This window comes from Sporosarcina cyprini (assembly GCF_022048975.1).
GTDB classification, from domain to species: Bacteria; Bacillota; Bacilli; order Bacillales_A; family Planococcaceae; genus Sporosarcina; species Sporosarcina cyprini.
Map to the genome: position 1 here is coordinate 32,271 of NZ_JAKMHX010000032.1, position 16,923 is coordinate 49,193.

The 16,923-nt window shown below is 47.0% G+C and carries 16 protein-coding genes; 14 read left to right on the forward strand and 2 right to left on the reverse strand.

Annotated features, from left to right (window positions below):
- Positions 1-83: 83 nt before the first annotated feature.
- From L7D49_RS16780 to L7D49_RS16820, 9 genes are all read left to right on the forward strand, one after another.
- On the forward strand, positions 84-1,643 hold the full coding sequence (locus L7D49_RS16780) for a fatty acid--CoA ligase family protein (RefSeq protein ID WP_238083012.1): 1,560 nt from the start codon (positions 84-86) through the stop codon (positions 1,641-1,643).
- Between the two features lie 169 nt (positions 1,644-1,812).
- Entirely contained in the window at positions 1,813-3,516 is a 1,704-nt protein-coding gene (locus L7D49_RS16785; protein WP_238083014.1) for a methyl-accepting chemotaxis protein, read from the forward strand.
- Positions 3,517-3,650: 134 nt separating this feature from the next.
- Positions 3,651-5,627: a S9 family peptidase gene (locus L7D49_RS16790; RefSeq protein ID WP_238083016.1), complete on the forward strand. Its 1,977-nt coding sequence runs from the start codon at positions 3,651-3,653 to the stop codon at positions 5,625-5,627.
- Positions 5,628-5,643: 16 nt separating this feature from the next.
- Positions 5,644-6,189: a GNAT family N-acetyltransferase gene (locus L7D49_RS16795; protein ID WP_269136036.1), complete on the forward strand. Its 546-nt coding sequence runs from the start codon at positions 5,644-5,646 to the stop codon at positions 6,187-6,189.
- Positions 6,186-6,716, forward strand: coding sequence for an SF0329 family protein (locus tag L7D49_RS16800; RefSeq protein ID WP_238083018.1), 531 nt, complete (start codon positions 6,186-6,188; stop codon positions 6,714-6,716). The genes L7D49_RS16795 and L7D49_RS16800 overlap by 4 nt, the downstream gene beginning before the upstream one ends.
- 147 nt (positions 6,717-6,863) lie before the next feature.
- On the forward strand, positions 6,864-7,595 hold the full coding sequence (locus L7D49_RS16805; RefSeq protein WP_238083020.1) for an ABC transporter ATP-binding protein: 732 nt from the start codon (positions 6,864-6,866) through the stop codon (positions 7,593-7,595).
- Positions 7,592-8,617 carry an ABC transporter permease gene (locus L7D49_RS16810; RefSeq protein ID WP_238083023.1) on the forward strand — a complete coding sequence of 342 codons (1,026 nt, stop codon included), beginning with the start codon at positions 7,592-7,594 and terminating at the stop codon, positions 8,615-8,617. Before L7D49_RS16805 ends, L7D49_RS16810 begins: the two co-directional genes overlap by 4 nt.
- 9 nt (positions 8,618-8,626) lie before the next feature.
- Positions 8,627-9,271 (forward strand): TetR/AcrR family transcriptional regulator, encoded by a 645-nt coding sequence (locus L7D49_RS16815; RefSeq protein WP_238083025.1) that lies wholly within the window; start codon positions 8,627-8,629, stop codon positions 9,269-9,271.
- A gap of 75 nt (positions 9,272-9,346) precedes the next feature.
- On the forward strand, positions 9,347-9,646 hold the full coding sequence (locus L7D49_RS16820) for a late competence development ComFB family protein (RefSeq protein WP_238083027.1): 300 nt from the start codon (positions 9,347-9,349) through the stop codon (positions 9,644-9,646).
- 300 nt (positions 9,647-9,946) lie between these two features.
- On the opposite strand, the gene L7D49_RS16825 is transcribed toward L7D49_RS16820, so the two are convergent.
- Entirely contained in the window at positions 9,947-10,759 is an 813-nt protein-coding gene (locus L7D49_RS16825; RefSeq protein WP_238083029.1) for a flagellin N-terminal helical domain-containing protein, read from the reverse strand.
- 115 nt (positions 10,760-10,874) lie between these two features.
- On the opposite strand from L7D49_RS16825, the gene L7D49_RS16830 reads away from it, so the two are divergent.
- Positions 10,875-11,264 (forward strand): flagellar protein FliS, encoded by a 390-nt coding sequence (locus L7D49_RS16830; RefSeq protein WP_238083031.1) that lies wholly within the window; start codon positions 10,875-10,877, stop codon positions 11,262-11,264.
- 577 nt (positions 11,265-11,841) lie between these two features.
- On the opposite strand, the gene L7D49_RS16835 is transcribed toward L7D49_RS16830, so the two are convergent.
- The gene (locus L7D49_RS16835) at positions 11,842-12,618 is read right to left on the reverse strand and encodes an enoyl-CoA hydratase-related protein (protein ID WP_238083033.1); all 777 of its coding nucleotides are present in this window, start codon (positions 12,616-12,618) and stop codon (positions 11,842-11,844) included.
- Between the two features lie 146 nt (positions 12,619-12,764).
- Here L7D49_RS16835 and L7D49_RS16840 point away from each other — a divergent pair, with 146 nt between their 5' ends.
- From L7D49_RS16840 to L7D49_RS16855, 4 genes are all read left to right on the forward strand, one after another.
- Positions 12,765-13,994 carry an EAL and HDOD domain-containing protein gene (locus tag L7D49_RS16840; RefSeq protein WP_238083035.1) on the forward strand — a complete coding sequence of 410 codons (1,230 nt, stop codon included), beginning with the start codon at positions 12,765-12,767 and terminating at the stop codon, positions 13,992-13,994.
- A 68-nt stretch (positions 13,995-14,062) separates the two neighbouring features.
- Positions 14,063-14,908, forward strand: coding sequence for a DegV family protein (locus L7D49_RS16845; protein ID WP_238083037.1), 846 nt, complete (start codon positions 14,063-14,065; stop codon positions 14,906-14,908).
- 21 nt (positions 14,909-14,929) lie between these two features.
- Positions 14,930-16,309, forward strand: coding sequence for an ATP-dependent helicase ComFA (locus L7D49_RS16850; protein WP_238083039.1), 1,380 nt, complete (start codon positions 14,930-14,932; stop codon positions 16,307-16,309).
- A complete protein-coding gene (locus L7D49_RS16855; RefSeq protein ID WP_238083041.1) occupies positions 16,306-16,908 on the forward strand; it encodes a ComF family protein in 603 nt (200 codons plus the stop codon). Before L7D49_RS16850 ends, L7D49_RS16855 begins: the two co-directional genes overlap by 4 nt.
- Positions 16,909-16,923: the final 15 nt, after the last annotated feature.

The following is a 16,923-nucleotide window of genomic DNA, read 5'->3' on the forward strand; positions in this document are numbered from 1 at the left end:
GTTATATTTAAATTTTTCTTATATAATAACAGAAGGTGGAAATGAATGAGTATTCATTCAAAATGAATAAAGGGGGAGTAACGTTGAATTTAGTTTCACGTGTTTACGAGACGGCAAAGGAACAGCCGGACAAAACGGCGTATCACTTCATGGGGAAAGACACTTCGTATGCCGAGTTTGATCAGTCCGTGTCGATGTTTGCATCTGCTCTTCAGGATTTGGGGATTCAAAAGGGAGATCATGTCGCATTTTTATTAGGAAATACACCGCATTTCCTCATCTCTTTGTATGCGACAATGCGTATTGGGGCGACCGCCATTCCGGTGAATCCGATTTATTCACCAGATGAAATTTCGTATATTTTACATAACAGCGATGCGAAAGCGGTCATAGCGCTCGATGCCTTGATTCCGCTTGTGGAAAAAGCGGCAGGCGCCTTCCCGTCCATCGGCCACTACGTTATTTGTGAGACGAGCCCGGATGCGGAAGAGAAGCTGAAGGCATTGCCGGGTGAAGTGAAACAAAAGGTGTTGCCGTTTTCCCGATTGATCGCAGCTGGCAGTCCGGATGTGAAACCTGTTGATGTGGATGAAAATGAAACCGCTATCATTCTCTATACCTCAGGTACAACGGGGCATCCGAAAGGGGCTATGCTGACTCATAAAAACTTATATTCCAACGCCCGTGACGTCGGCGATTATCTTGGTTTCTCAGAGCATGACCGCGTCGTGGCAACCTTGCCGGTATTCCATGTGTTTGCCTTGACAGTCGTCGTCAACGCGCCGTTGCTGAAAGGGGCGACCGTGCTGTTAATTCCGCGCTTCAGCCCGCAGGACGTGTTTTCTACGATCCGGAAAGAGAAGGGGACAGTGTTTGCTGGAGTTCCGACGATGTTCAACTTCCTCTATCAATATCCGGAAGGCAACCCGGAGGATTTCCAGACGATTCGGTTAGCCATTTCGGGAGGATCGTCGTTGCCGGTTGCATTGCTTCATAACTTCGAGGACAAGTTCAATGTCCGTGTGTCAGAGGGCTACGGGCTTTCTGAGGCAGCTCCGGTCACTTGCTTCAACCCGCTCGACCGCGAACGGGTGCCGGGTTCCATCGGCACAAATATTGTTAACGTGGAAAACAAAGTCGTCGATGAGTTTGGTGATGAAGTGCCGCGGGGCGAAGTCGGCGAATTAATTGTCCGCGGACCGAACGTCATGAAAGGCTATTACAAAATGCCAGAGGAAACGGCGGCCGCCATCCGTAACGGTTGGCTATACACGGGTGACTTGGCAAAACAGGATGAGGACGGCTATTTTTATATCGTCGACCGCAAAAAGGACATGATCATTGTCGGCGGCTACAATGTGTACCCGCGCGAAGTCGAGGAAGTGCTGTTTGCCCATCCCGCAGTCGTGGAAGCAGCTGTCATCGGTGTACCCGATCAAGACTTCGGCGAAGCAGTCCATGCGTTCGTCGTTTTGAAACAGGGAGCTTCGCTGAATGAAGAACAGGTGAAAACCTACTGCGCGGAAAAGCTCGCCAAATACAAAGTGCCGGAGCATGTCGAGTTTCTGGACGAGTTGCCGAAGAATACGACCGGAAAGATTCTCCGTCGTTCATTGAAATCACATATCGGTGCAAAAAATTAATACGTCCTCAACAGCCTTTTCCAATTGGTACTCTATTGGAAAAGGTTTTTTGATGCAAAGGTCTTATTTGACAAATAGAAAGATATACCCAAACCACCTATTAAATTCATGTCGAAATATGACGATAATAAAAATAGAGGTCATGAATTTATTGGCAGGGGGAGCGCTTATGCGTTGGACAGTTCGGAGGAAATTAAGTGCCATTTTCACTTTGATGATCATGCTGATTATCGGGATGAGTGTGGCGGGCATTGTGAGTACAAATAAATTGAGTGAGAACACGGATACGATCAATAAGAGAGAGATACCGAAAATTGATCGGATCAACAGGCTTGAAAAAGGAACGCAGAATATACTTGGATTAACACAGCGTCATATTTTATCAAAGGATAGCGAGTTTGAAGAGAAGTATGAACAGCAAATCTCTGATGAAAAAGACAATGTGGAAGGTGCATTTGATTCGTATGACCTTTTACTTGATACGAAACACGAAAAAGAATTATTGAATGAAGTAGTGACAGTGTGGAAGTCGTACACGTCGCAAATTGATGAAATACTAGTGATGAGTGCAGGCGGCCAAGATCAAGAGGCGACAACCAAGTCATATGACGCCATCATCTCGGCAAATGAGATGCAAGAGAAACTTCAGGAGTTAAGCCAATTGCATCATGAGGAATTGGAAGCAATTGAAAAAGAGGGAGACATGCTCTACCGTTCTGTGTTGATTATCTTATCGGTCAGCACAATCATTGCGACGTTAATTGCGATTCTCGGCATCCGCTATTTGATTCGTACCATCCAGCGTCCGATCGTCCAGCTGTCTTCTTCGTTTAAGCAGATGGCGACAGGCGATTTGACAGTCCAGCCGATTGAGGTGAAGACGAAAGACGAGATTAGTGAACTCGCTAGCGACTTCAATTATATGGCAAATCACCTGCGTGAGATCATGACGGATTTGAATGAACACGTTGATACGCTTGCTTCAACATCCACGCAATTTGCAACGAGTGCGGACGAATCAACACGGGCGTCTGAACAAATTACGAATGCAATTATCGAAGTATCTGAAGGAGCGTCCGTCCAATTGGACAGCGCAAGATCCAGCAGCGCCATCGTGGATGAGATGGCAGAGCAGATCCATCAGACGGCTGAATCAGTCGGGCAAGTATCATCACTCGCAAAAAATACATCCGAGCTGACAAAAGAAGGCGTTGCGATGATGAAGTCTACTGTACAAAAAATGGATGACATCAGGCAGTCCACAGACTCAACTTCCACTGTTGTCAATTCGTTGCATCAGAAGTCTTCTGAAATCGGCAGCATCGTTTCGATTATTACGGGCATCGCTGAGCAGACCAATTTGCTAGCGCTCAACGCATCCATCGAAGCGGCGCGGGCTGGCGAACACGGCAAAGGATTCGCGGTGGTAGCCGGTGAAGTCGGCAAGTTGGCGGCACAATCAGGCAACGCAGCATCAGACATCCGAAAACTCATCGAAGAAATCCAGCAAGAGGTCGGCGGCGCCATCACTGCGATGGAAACGTCCAAGACCTTCGTAGGAGAAGGGTTATCGATGGTCAATCAAACCGGCAGCTACTTCCGCGACATTGAAAACCACGTACAGGAAGTAACGGAACAAGCCGTTGAAATTGCGGCAATCAGCCAAGAAGTCAACCACAGCACAGAGCGGATGAAACAGCTCGTCGACGAGGTGGCTACTATGTCTGAGCGCACAGATCTCAGCGCGCAGGACATCGTGGCGGCTTCCGAGGAACAAAGTGCGACGATGCAAGAAATCTCCGCGTCTTCGACTGTCCTCAGTTCCATGGCAGACCGTTTGCAGGAAATTGTTCAAGGGTTCAAATTGAAATAATGAAGGCAGCGCCGGTCGAGTGGACTGGCGCTGTTTTTTTGTGATCAAATTGATTACAAAAAAGTTTATTACACAGAAGGAGTATTGTTACGAGTGTCGAAATATGTAAGAGAGAAAAAGAAGGGGGTATTCCTATGGAAAAGCAAAAAGTGAAAGTACAAGATTTATATACACTCCAATCCGTTACAAACCCACATATCGCACCAAATGGCGAAGAAGTGGTATTTGTCAAAACACATATTGAAGAAGAGGAAAATAAATACGTCGCCAACTTGTATCATGTTGATTTGGAAACGACTGAAGTAACGCAATGGACGTATGGAAAACAGCGCGTGTCCTCTCCTGAGTGGTCCGCAGACGGCACGCAGCTTGCCTTTTTATCAAACCGTGATGACAAAAACCAACTGTATGTCCTTTCGGCAAAAGGCGGGGAAGCCCGGAAAGTGACTTCATTTGACAAAGGGGTATCCAGCTTCGTCTGGTCGCCTTGCGGGGAGAAAATCTGGATCAATGCCTCTGTGAAAGAGGGCAAAACCTTCAAGGATAAAGAAGAGAAAGACGACAAGAAAAAACCTGAGCCCGTTCGCGTGACAAAAATGAAATACAAAGCGGATGGCGTTGGCCTTCTGCCGCAAGATACGTACCGGCAAATCGGTGTTGTCGATCTCGCAACAGAAGAAGTGACACAGTTTACAGAGGGCAATCATCAATATGCCTTGCAAGCCGTCTCGCATGATGGCAAGAAGCTTGTCATGAGCGTGAATCGGGAAGAGAACCAGGATTTTGAGTTCCGTCAGCCGTTGATTTTGGTTGATATCGAAACAAAGGAAGAGACAATTATCATTGATGAAGAGGGCTATTATGGCGGGGCGACATTCTCGTTTGACGACCGGTATATCGCGTTTGCCGGCTCGGATCGTTCCTTCCAAAACGCCACTCATACGCATTTGTACGTATACGACACGAAGCGGGGCAACCGTTTGAATGTAACAGAAAGCATTGATGCGCCAGTAGGGGATGTGACAGTCTCCGATCACCAGCAAGGGGCAAGTGCACCGACTGTTGTTTGGACGAAGGACGATCATCTGTATTTCCAATTGGCGACAATGGGTGACGTGCGCCTTTATTTCGCGACGCTGGAAGGCGAATTGTATCCTGCTTCTCCTGAAAATGAGCATGTCTATGGATATGATGTGGACAAAGAAGGCACATTTGCTCTCGTTGCGGCGACGGATCCGACAAATCCTGGTGAGCTGTATAAACTGACGATTGCGACCGGCGAACGGGAAGCACTTACTTCGTTCAATGAAAAGTATGTGAATGGAACGGAGCTTGTTAAACCAGAAGCGATCCAATTCAAAGGAAAGAAAGACTGGGACGTGCATGGCTGGCTCATGAAACCAGCTGGTTGGCAGGAAGGGGAGAAATACCCGCTTGTCGTTAATATCCATGGTGGCCCGCACGCTATGTACGCCAACACATTCTTCCATGAAATGCAATTGCTTGCAGCGCAAGGATGGGGCGTCCTGTACGTCAACCCGCGTGGCAGCCATGGCTATAGCCAGGAATTCGTCGATGCGGTGCGCGGCGATTATGGCGGCGGTGACTATGAAGATATCATGGCAGCGGTCGACTATGCACTCGAAGAAAATGAGTGGATTGACAAGGCACGTCTTGGCGTGACTGGGGGCAGCTACGGCGGCTTCATGACGAATTGGATCGTCGGCCATACCGACCGTTTCAAAGCAGCTGTGACACAGCGCTCGATCTGCAACTGGATCAGCTTCTTCGGCGTATCTGATATCGGCTATTATTTCAGCGATTGGCAAATTCTCGCCGACATGAAAGACGTGGATACGTTGTGGAAACACTCGCCGTTGAAATATGCGGAAGATGTGAAGACACCATTGTTAATCTTGCACTCGGAAAAAGACTTCCGTTGCCCGATTGAACAGGCAGAACAATTATTTATTACACTAAAAAGCATGGGGAAAGAAACGGAATTTGTCCGTTTTCCGGACGCGGACCACAACTTATCGCGGACCGGAACACCGAATTTACGCATTGAGCGGTTAAATGAAATTACGGGATGGTTCGCGAAATACTTATAAGAACCGAGGGAACGTATTGAACTATACAACTGACACAATCACGATCAGACCGATCAAAGAAGACGACTTGCACCGCCTTTGGGAGATGAGCTTCAAAGATAAAGACCCGGAGTGGAAGCAATGGGATGCGCCTTATTATCCACATGAACCGATACCGTATGAAAAGTTCTTGGAACGTAAAGATAAAATCGTTGCGCAGGATGATTTCTGGGGTATTGAGGCGGAAGGCAAACTGATCGGTATGGTGAGCTATTATTGGGAACACAAGCCGTCGTTATGGCTTGAAATTGGGGTTGTCATTTATGAACCGGCTTACTGGAGTGGCGGATACGGAACGAAAGCACTCACGATGTGGATTGAACATCTGTTTACGACCATGCCGCTCGTCCGGGTCGGCCTCACGACTTGGTCCGGCAACGAGCGGATGATCCGTGTAGCTGAAAAACTTGGCATGACAATGGAAGCACGAATCCGCAAAGTCCGCTACTGGAACGGTGTCTATTACGACTCCATCCGGATGGGCATGCTTCGGGAAGAATGGGAGGCCCATCGCTCGAAATGAGATGGACCAAGCTGAAACAACTGGCGGAAGAGTTGCTTTGTGAGAAGCTGCAAGGCCGCGTGCACTATCACGTAGTCGTTCATCGGAAAAGCCATGACCAGACAGCCACTTTTCGGGTGACGCTCGATGGAAATGAAGTATTCCGGGCCTCCGATATTCCGTTCGCCCGACAAGCGAATGAACGCGGGCGGGAGCTGCAAGAGGAACGGCGTATTGATCCCTGGAAGTGGGAAGGGGACTGGAAGGCCTTTTGGGAGTCCGATGAATTGAAGCAGCTCCATGCGGCATATGATGACGCGGAAGAGCAAGTGAAAGCATCGGGGCAATATCCGGCATGGGAAGTGGTGCCGCTATTGTTTGACTATGTGCAGATGCCAGTGGAGAAAGCCTTGGTCCATGACCATCCTTTCATCCGGGCAGTTGCGGTATTGGACCGGCGTGTTGGGAAGCGGACGCTGGAGCAGCTAGACATAAAAAATGAAGCAGACGTAGTAAAGCTCTTTTATTCTATTCGGACAGAGAGCTAGAAAAAGGGGACCATTCAGACCGTATTGACGGCTGGATGGTTCTTTTTATTCGATTAAATAAATGTAGTGAGTGATTACTCACTTTACAAGATATGCTTGTTGATTTATCATAGTGAGTAATCACTCACTATGAAAGAGGTGTTAGAAATGAAACAGGTGAACAAATGTGTTTCGGTTCAAAATGTGTCAAAGTCTTTTGGAACTCACTCTGTATTGAAGGACATCCAATTGGATATTTGGGAAGGGGAAATTTTCGGTTTGTTAGGCCCTTCCGGTGCTGGAAAAACAACATTGGTGAAAGAATTGGCAGGGCTTGATACACCAACAGAAGGGGCCAACTATTTATTTGGACAAAAAATGCCGAACTTAAATCTCGTCCAGCGTATTGGCTACATGGCACAATCGGATGCACTCTATACGGAGTTATCTGCAAAGGAGAACTTGCGTTTTTTCTCTGAGCTGTATGGGTTAAAAGGGAGAAAACAAGTGGAGCGCATGGAAGAGGTAGCTGAAATTGTCCAGCTATCCAATGAGCTGTCAAAAGTAGTATCCAATTATTCCGGTGGGATGAAAAGACGGCTTTCCTTAGCAATTGCGTTGCTGCATGAACCAGAACTGCTCATCCTCGATGAACCGACTGTCGGCATTGATCCCCTACTCCGAAAAAACATTTGGCGGGCCTTTCATGCATTAAAAGAGCGAGGAAAAACGCTGATTGTCACAACACATGTCATGGATGAGGCGGATAAATGTGATCGGCTCGGGCTCCTCCGCAATGGAAAGCTGATTGCCGTCGGGACGCCAGGAGAACTAAAAAGGCAAACAGGGACGAAGACAATTGAAGAAGCCTTTTTATATTTCGGAGGTGAGCAGTCATGAGAGTAACGGCAATGGTAAAACGTATTCTAAAACAATTGATACGGGATAAAAGGACGATCGGCTTGCTCATATTTGCCCCCATCCTCGTATTGACTATGTTATATTTCGTTTTCAATGGCGACGATTATATTCCGCGAATTGGATTGGTGGATGCGCCAGAACCTGTCATTGAACAATTGGATGACAAGAAAGCCACTCTCTCGTTATTCGAGGAGGAAGGGGACGCTAAAGCAAAAATAGCCGCACAGGAACTGGATGCGTACATTAAGTTCGTTGGAGGTCAGCCGGAACTGGTTTTGGAAGGAAGTGACCCTACCGTCACGGGAGCAACAATGAAATGGGTGCAAGAAGCCTTCCAACCACGTCAGCCGGAGAATGCTCCCCAGCTTAAGGTCGATACGATGTTTGGCTCGGATGATATGGGACAGTTTGATTACTTCGGCCCGGTGCTGTTAGGATTCTTTGTCTTCTTTTTCGTGTTTCTTATCGCGGGTGTTTCATTCTTGCGCGAGAGGACGACGGGGACATTGGAAAGACTGCTGGCGACGCCATTGCGGAAATGGGAGATTGTCGTTGGATACGTGATCGGATTTGGGATATTCACCATGATTCAATCGACCATTATTGCTTCCTATGCGGTTTACGTGCTTGGCATGGTGATGGAAGGAGCGTTTTTCCATGTGCTGCTCGTTATACTTCTTCTCGCTTTCACTGCATTGTCACTAGGAATTTTATTATCAACATTTGCACATAACGAACTGCAGATGATGCAATTCATACCAATTATTGTTGTACCACAAATCTTCTTTTCAGGGCTGTTCAACTTAGATACGATTGCGGAATGGCTAAGTTGGATCAGTTACGTCACACCTCTTTATTACGCAGCAGACGCATTACGCGATATAATGGTGAGAGGATATGGATTTACAGAAATTTATATAAATCTTCTCGTATTGCTTGGATTCACTCTTTTCTTCATGATGATGAATATCTTGGTACTGCGGAAGTTTCGTACGATGTAAGGAGGTACTATGGAAAAGCTCGATAAGCGAATGGAAGAATTATTGCAAAACGAAGGGGACTTGACGGAGAAACAACGGAACATTTTGGCGGCGGCGACAGAAATGTTTGCGCAAAAAGGCTTTGCCGCCACATCGACAAGTGAAATCGCCAAAAGAGCGGGCGTCGCAGAAGGAACCATCTTCCGGCACTACAAAACAAAAAAAGACTTGTTATTATCCATTGTATCGCCAATGATGTTGAAAATGATTTCTCCCTTTATTTTGAAGGATATTAACAAAGTGCTGGATCAAAAATACGAACGGTTCGAGGATTTCGTTCGCGCCATGATCAAAAACCGGCAAGAATTCTTGGAGAATAACATACAGGTTGTGAAAGTGGTCATACAAGAAATTCCTTTCCACCCTGAACTGCGCGACGAGTTTATTAAGCAAGTTGGCCAAAAGGTGTATCAGCTTTTTTTGGAAACTGTTCAGTTTTACCAGGCAAAAGGGCAGATCGCCGATATCCCGCCGGCCATGGTACTCCGTTACGTCAGTTCGGTGATCATCGGTTATTTCGGCACCAAATATGTTCTCACTCCAGAGGGATGGGATGACGAAAAAGAGATCGATGAAATGATTGCGTTCCTTGCGAAAGGGCTGGCGCCAGTATAACAGGAAAAAGCACTCCAATCCCTGCCAAGGAAATGATATACTTAAAAGCAACAAAGTAGTCTTGGAGGGAATATAATGGGTATCTACAATGTCATGGAAGATGTCGTTCGTGATGTACTTAGCAAAAACAAACGGGACCTTCATCTAACATGTGATTGTGAGCGATGCTTGAATGACATCATGGCCATCGCACTAAATGAACTGCCGCCCCACTACATTGCAAATGAAAAACACAGTCCCTATATACGCGCGGCTCACGAAGCGGACAGGCAAGGTGCTACGAATATCCTGTCTATCGTCGCCAGAGCAGCCCGTAAAGTCTCCAATGCGCCGCGTTGCGAGAACATGGCACCAAACAACGAAGAAACACCTTGAGGTTGAGGTGTTTTTTTGTTTTGAGGGAGATGTTGCCAAGCGCATTTGCGCTACAGCCTCCAGTTTGCGAAGATAGGGGAGTACTTAATTATTCTGCGTACGGTTGTGAATATTTGCGTTCAATTTGTTATTCTGGCGTGCAATTTTGTATACTGGCGTTCGTTTTAGTATTCTGTGGTTGGTCCAGGTTTTCTGGGTTTCATTCCAGTTGTCTAGCGTTCCTCGCGCCAATGTTATGCTCCTTTCATCTCACAATAAATCTCCCCACAAAAAAAGAACACCGCATAACACACGGTGTCCTCACTTCGTTAATAAATTCAACACATTTTGCACATTTTGATTCACTGAATTGACGAGCAGGTGGTCACCCTTTTGACGGATGTCCAAGTTGATGAAATTCATCATTTCCTTCGCCATGTCCGTATCTTCTAGTAGTGAAAGTGATTTCGTCAGGTTGTTCTCGAAAACAAGAGCGTTTTTCAAATGGTGCTCGACTGCTTCCATCTGAGAACCGACTTTTGTCAAATGACCAGAAATCGTTTTGATTGCACCATCAATCGTAGTAATCAATTCAGCAGAATCCGACTGCGTTAAAATGGATGCGTCCTTGATACCGAGAGCAGTTGTACTGACATCCACCAAATCGATCTTCATATTCTGGCCAGGGTTTGCGCCGACATGTAAGTTCAACTGTGTTGTCTCGCCTAAAATTTTCTTCGTATTGAACTCCAGCTTCGTCGCCGTATCATTGATTGCGCCGAGCAACTGGTCCAATTCTTGCTGGCCTGCTTTCCGATCGGAATCAGTCAATGTGCCGTTCGCACTCTGGACCGCCAATTCTCGTGCACGCTGCAGCAAGCCATTGACATTGTTCAGCCCTTCGTTGGAAGCTTCCAGTACGGACAACCCGTCCTGCATATTGGCCTGGGCCCGTGAAATCCCCCGGATCTGAGCACGCATTGTTTCGGAAATCGATAGCCCGGAGGCATTGTCGCTTCCTTTTGCAATCTTCAGCCCTGAACCCAATTTCAGCAGACTTTTTTCAATTTGCGTCGAATTACGCTGCGCCCGGTTCATCGAAAAGGCGATTTGTTCTTGGCTATGTATCCGCATTTCTTCACCTCTATCACCAGTATAATAAACATTTCCATTTTTATATCGGCAACTTTCCTTTGAAATGAATCTATTTTAGCCGATACAAAAGAAAAAGGGACTTGGAGGGAAACAGGTGAACCTCAATCGCGCCATGAAAATCTACAGGGAGACGCACGCCTCCACCATTCCGACGATGGAATACATTCTTTTATTATTGAAAGGAACGATTAAAAACATTCGCTTTTGCCAGCAATCAAACGAATGGGATGAAATCCAAGCGACCCTTTCCAATACGCAGGACCTTCTCTTTGAATTAATGGCATCCGCAGATCGAAACACCGAGGAAGGGGAGCGGCTTTTCACGTTTTATGTTTATTTAAATCAATTACTTGTCGATGTCCAAATTCAAAAATCAACCGAACGGCTTACCGTAGTGGAAGTGTTTGCCGAGCAGCTCATCCAAGCGTGGGAAGAAGCCCAGCAGAGAACAAGAAAGAGGAATTTTACATCTGATATGGTTTGAACTGCATAGGGGAAGTCCTTAAATTTATGAAAATAAATAAAAGCCACTTCCATCCTTGTAAATGTTTTCAGCGACGATAAACATTTGGAGGAATGGAGAGTGACTCAATTAATTTTACAATAGATAGGGATACTTGAAAAGACTCTTTGTTTGAAGATGAAATTGATGTCAAACGTTTAAAACAATATCCTGACTGCTACATAACTTGTGAACTGCCAATTCCTTGGACCAACTAATCAATTTTTTGACCGCTCGTATATCCCGGCCAACCACTCGATTACTTGTTCATACCACTCGTATATTCAGCTAACCGCTCGATTATTTTTCTGACCGCTCGTATATCCCAGCGAACCACTCGATTAATCGCACGAACCGCTCGTATATTTTGCTAACCGCTCGTATACGTCTGGACTACTTTGCTACTGTCCTGAAGTTCGCACGAATAAGTCGGGCCCGTCCTATTAACACACAGTCAACCGGTCCTATTAGTCTGATCCACTCGGCTACCATTGCCAACAACGCAATTAATTCAAAGCAGCTCCACTATCATCAAGCGAACTACTCCCTAAAACAACAACTACCGACCCTTAAACTCCGGTTTTCGCTTCTCGGCAAACGCATTCAACGCCTCAATCCGATCCTCCGTCGGAATTGTAATTTCATAAGCCTTCCGTTCGATTGCGAGCCCGGTCTGCAAATCAACATTCATTCCATGCTTGATAGCGAACTTCGCCTGCTGCAAGGCCATCGGTCCGTTTGCCAACATAGCATTGGCGAATGCCCGTGTTTCTTCATTCAATCGTTCTGCCGGGACGACTTTTGTGACGACGCCATACTCATATGCTTCGTCCGCTTTCATTCGCTTGGCAGTCAAAATCAGCTCCAGCGCTTTTGCTTCGCCAATCAACCGCGGCAGCCGCTGCGTTCCGCCGGCGCCTGGAATGATGGCTAGTCCTGTTTCCGTCAACCCCATGACGGAGTTATCAGCGGCTATCCGGAAGTCGCATGCGAGTGCGAGTTCCATGCCTCCTCCGAATGCATATCCTTTCAGCTTGGCGATGGTCGGCTGCGGTAGGTTTTCGATGGCGGTGAATACCTCACCGATTTTGAATAAATTCCGTTTTACCTGCTCATCCGACAAGAATTTTCGCTCTTTCAGATCAGCTCCTACACTGAAAGCACGATCGCCTGTCCCCGAAAACACGACAACTCGAATTTCGGGATTGACCCGAATCATTTCAATTGTCTCCCCAAGTTCCACGAGCATGTCATAATTAAATGCGTTCATTGCATCCGGGCGATTCAGCGCCACGAAGGCGAGATGCCCCTCTTGTACATATAGAATTGTTTTCATCCAACCATTCCCCTTTCGTTTGGTTTACTCATAAACATACCACTTTAGTCAGGTCGTTTCTAATATTTGAATAGGAGATTCGTAGAAAAGATATGGTGAAAAAAGTCGTATTTTGGTATACTACTAAAAATGGGAGGTGAAGGGAATTGAGCCAGAATATCTTTGTTGGCAGACAGCCGATTCTCGATCGTCATGGACGAATCTATGGTTACGAACTGTTATATCGTAATAGTGAGTTGAACCGGTTTCCACAAGTTGATCCGGAGAAGGCAACAGTCCAGTTGCTTGTGAACACGTTCTTGACAATCGGTGTCGATAAAATCGCCGGCAATGCGCTATCCTTCATCAACTTCACCGGGGAACTGCTGACGAAAGACATTTTCACCAGCTTGCGTCCCGATCGGATTGTCGTTGAAATTTTAGAAGATGTAGAGATTACCCCAGCTTTATTGACAAGAATCCGGGAACTGAAACAAAAAGGATTCATCTTCGCACTCGACGATTTCGTCCTCCAAGAGCAATACCTCGTCCATGAATCTCTCTTTGAAATGATTGATTTCGTTAAGGTCGATTTCATGAAAGCAGATGCAGCTGAACGGAATCGGATCGAATTGTTCCTGAAACGATACCCGCATATTTGGAAGCTCGCGGAAAAACTTGAAACTGTGGAAGAATACAATGAGGCACTCGGAAGGGGCTATGACTTATTCCAAGGCTATTTCTTTGCGGCGCCGGAAATTATCAGCGGAGTCGACATTCCATTCAATTTTGAGCTGCAAGTCCAGCTTCTTGAAAAAATGAATGAGGAAAATGTGAATATTAATGACATCGCCAGCCTGATCAGACGTGATATCTCTTTATCGTTTAAGCTTCTGCGTTTCATAAATACGATGGCGTTTGAAGTGCCCATGCGGATTGTTTCCATCAAACAGGCAATCGTTCTCATTGGATTAAAAGAAACGAGGAAATGGCTCCATATTCTTACGTTAGTGGATATGGCCGAGCAGTCGGGCGGACATATTAAAGCGCTAATATCCTATTCGCTGACTCGTGCAAAACTATGTGAATTGCTTGCGGGTTATAAAGGCCAGGCAAACTCGGACGAATGCTTCCTCGTCGGGATGTTCTCGTTGCTTGATGTCATTATGAATAAATCCTGGGATGAAATTATTCAATTAATGCCGCTGTCAGAGAAAACAGAGATGACGTTGCGCAGGGAATGGACTGAATTGACTCCGTTTCTTGAACTGGCGATTGCCGTGGAACGGTTTGACTGGGACCGGATAGAGCTATACGCGAAGATTTTGGGTATCCCGCCCGAAACGTTAGGGGGATTTTCCCAAGAAGCGAATTTGTGGGCACAGCTGCTCGATTGAATGAAATCGGTTTCTGCTTCCCTATTATCGCTCAGTTTAGGTAGAATGGGAGACAGGAGTTGATTAAAATGAAAACAGCCATCGTGACTGATAGTACAGCCTATTTGCCGCATGATCAAATAAGTGAATTCAATATCCATGTCATCCCCCTCACTGTGACAATTGACGGGCAGGCGTATGACGAGGAAGTCGAGCTTTCTGCCGGGGATTTCTATGAAAAAGTCCGCGGGAACGGACCGCTTCCGAAAACATCCCAGCCACCGGTCGGCCGGTTTGTGGAACTGTTTGAACAGCTCAGCAAAGAGTACGACGCTGTCATTTCAATTCACCTGTCAAGCGGTATCAGTGGTACGTACGCGGGAGCCGTCCAAGCGGGTGAAATGGTGAAAGACATAAAAGTTTACGCATTTGACTCAGAGATTTCTTGTTATGTGCAAGGGTTCTATGTACGGAGAGCCGCTGAAATGGCTAAGGAAGGCGCGGATCCGAAGGCTATTCTGGACGAGCTTGAAGAAATGAAAAAGACCGTCCGCGCGTACTTCATGGTCGATGACCTGGCCCATCTGCAAAGAGGGGGAAGGTTGTCCGGCGCTCAGGCGTTGATCGGCGGGCTATTGCAAGTAAAGCCGATACTGCATTTTGATAATAAAGTAATTGTTCCATTCGAAAAGATCCGGACGCGGAAAAAAGCGATGAAACGAATTGCGGATTTGCTGGCGGAAGAGGCAGCGAAGATGCCGCTTGAAGCTGTCATCATTCATGCGAATCAGCTAGAAGAAGCAGAGACTTGGCGCAATGAACTCGCGGACCGGCTTCCTGATGTGAAATTTAGCATCAGCCATTTTGGTCCTGTCATCGGCACCCATTTAGGGGAAGGTTCGATGGGGCTTGGCTGGGTAAAACGAAGATCATAATCCAAGAGAGGTGAGCTGTACATGGGTCAACCTTTCCATGCGGCTGTCAGGGACTTCCTTGATGGCCGCATTTGGTTACGCAGGCATACCCCATTTAAACAAGACATCATCGATCGCCACATCAATGAGGGATTCATTCAAACAATCCCTGGAATTCAAACGACCAATTCTTTATTCAATCAAAAACGACATGTCTGCAATCGTTGTGAAAACAATGATCAGACCCGGTTCACGACATTTCATTGTGCAAAATGCGAAGGGCCGTGCACGTATTGCCGAAAGTGCCTTAAAATGGGCCGCGTCTCTTCCTGCACAGATCTTATCGTATGGAGCGGCGAACCGATTTTATTTCCGATAAATCACACGCTTGCCTGGCAAGGGACGTTGACGCCGCACCAACAAAAGGCGGCCGACGAATTGACGGACAGCACGGAAAGAGGAAGGCCACATCTCATCCATGCCGTGTGCGGCTCCGGTAAAACGGAAATTTTGTTTCCACCGATTCATCAACTGTTGCTCGCAGGGAAACGGGTTTGTCTTGCAGCTCCCCGAGTCGACGTCATTCTGGAATTGGAGCCACGGCTAAAGGCCGCGTTTCCGGATACGTCTATTGAAGCGCTTTATGGCGGCGCCGAGCAGAAGACTGAAGCGTCACAGATCGTACTGGCGACCACGCACCAGCTCTACCGCTTCCGCCATGCGTTCGATGCCGTATTTGTCGATGAGGCGGATGCATTCCCCTACACCGCAGATCAAACATTGCGCGGGGCCGTACGAAAAGCGTCCAAGCAAGAAGCACCTGTCCACTACGTCACCGCAACCCCATCCGACGAATTACTTTCCACCATGAAGAAGACAGGCTCCATCTCTACAATCAACAGGCGCTACCATGGCTATCCATTGCCCGTCCCGCGCTATGAATCCCTATGGAATTATGAGAAACAGATGAAGAAAGGAAAACTCCCACAAAAGCTAATCGATTGGGTGACGACAAGGCTGAAGAAACGGGAACCATTCCTCGTGTTTTTCCACCATATCGGTTTGATGGAACAAGCTAAACCTTTATTTCAAAAGATAGACAGCCGAATCCGTTCTGTTCACGCAGCGCATCCCGATCGGAAGGAACACGTTCAAGCGCTTCGTAATGAACAGCTGCCGGGTCTTTTGACGACAACCATCCTGGAACGGGGAATTACGATACCGAATATTCAAGTGGCGGTCGTTGGGGCGGAACAGAAGATTTTTGACAAAGGGGCCCTTATCCAAATTGGCGGACGAGTTGGCCGGTCCGTAAACTTCCCGTCAGGTGATTTCGTCCTGTTCCATAATGGCATCACCTATGCGATGGATGATGCAAAGCGGGAAATCGGCATGTTGAATAAAGGAGGCACGGGCAAATGAGCAGATGCCTTCTTTGTGAACAGCTAATCGACAGGCGGCCTACCTGGCAAGGGCTTCTCGGCGTTGAGAAAATACAACATCTATGTGAAGCATGTTCAAATTCATTCCAACGTGCCGACATAATAGAAGAGGGAGAAATCCTTGACAGCGTCCATTCGCTTTATGAATATAACGAAGCCATGCGGGAGTTCTTCCATCAATTCAAGTTTTTACAGGATGTTGCGCTGGCGGATGTGTTCGGGGATGACTTGCGTGACATTCTAAAAGGCAAGAAGGCAGTTGTGCCTATTCCAATGCATCCTGAAAAAAGAGTGGAGCGGACATTCGCGCATGTGGATGAGCTGCTGACAAGGGCTTCCATACCATTTGGACAGTTGCTCGACAAGACAAGCACGGATGTAATGGGAGAGAAGACAAGGGAAGAGCGCCTGGCGATTGATCCTTTATTCAAACTAAAAGAAGAAGCAGTCATCCAACCGATCACCTATACAATCGTCGATGACATTTACACAACTGGAACGACACTGAAGCAGGCGGCGGCCGTTTTGAAAGAGGCGGGTGCTGCCCGAGTAGATGCAGTGACATTAATACGAGCTTGACGACTGGAGTGAGTG

Coding starts and splice junctions, on each gene's coding strand:
- L7D49_RS16785 (WP_238083014.1), top strand. CDS start 1,813: ATGCGTTGGACAGTTCGGAGGAAATTAAGTGCCATTTTCACTTTGATG.
- L7D49_RS16790 (WP_238083016.1), top strand. CDS start 3,651: ATGGAAAAGCAAAAAGTGAAAGTACAAGATTTATATACACTCCAATCC.
- L7D49_RS16800 (WP_238083018.1), top strand. CDS start 6,186: ATGAGATGGACCAAGCTGAAACAACTGGCGGAAGAGTTGCTTTGTGAG.
- L7D49_RS16805 (WP_238083020.1), top strand. CDS start 6,864: ATGAAACAGGTGAACAAATGTGTTTCGGTTCAAAATGTGTCAAAGTCT.
- L7D49_RS16810 (WP_238083023.1), top strand. CDS start 7,592: ATGAGAGTAACGGCAATGGTAAAACGTATTCTAAAACAATTGATACGG.
- L7D49_RS16815 (WP_238083025.1), top strand. CDS start 8,627: ATGGAAAAGCTCGATAAGCGAATGGAAGAATTATTGCAAAACGAAGGG.
- L7D49_RS16820 (WP_238083027.1), top strand. CDS start 9,347: ATGGGTATCTACAATGTCATGGAAGATGTCGTTCGTGATGTACTTAGC.
- L7D49_RS16825 (WP_238083029.1), bottom strand. CDS start 10,759: ATGCGGATACATAGCCAAGAACAAATCGCCTTTTCGATGAACCGGGCG.
- L7D49_RS16835 (WP_238083033.1), bottom strand. CDS start 12,618: ATGAAAACAATTCTATATGTACAAGAGGGGCATCTCGCCTTCGTGGCG.
- L7D49_RS16845 (WP_238083037.1), top strand. CDS start 14,063: ATGAAAACAGCCATCGTGACTGATAGTACAGCCTATTTGCCGCATGAT.
- L7D49_RS16850 (WP_238083039.1), top strand. CDS start 14,930: ATGGGTCAACCTTTCCATGCGGCTGTCAGGGACTTCCTTGATGGCCGC.
- L7D49_RS16855 (WP_238083041.1), top strand. CDS start 16,306: ATGAGCAGATGCCTTCTTTGTGAACAGCTAATCGACAGGCGGCCTACC.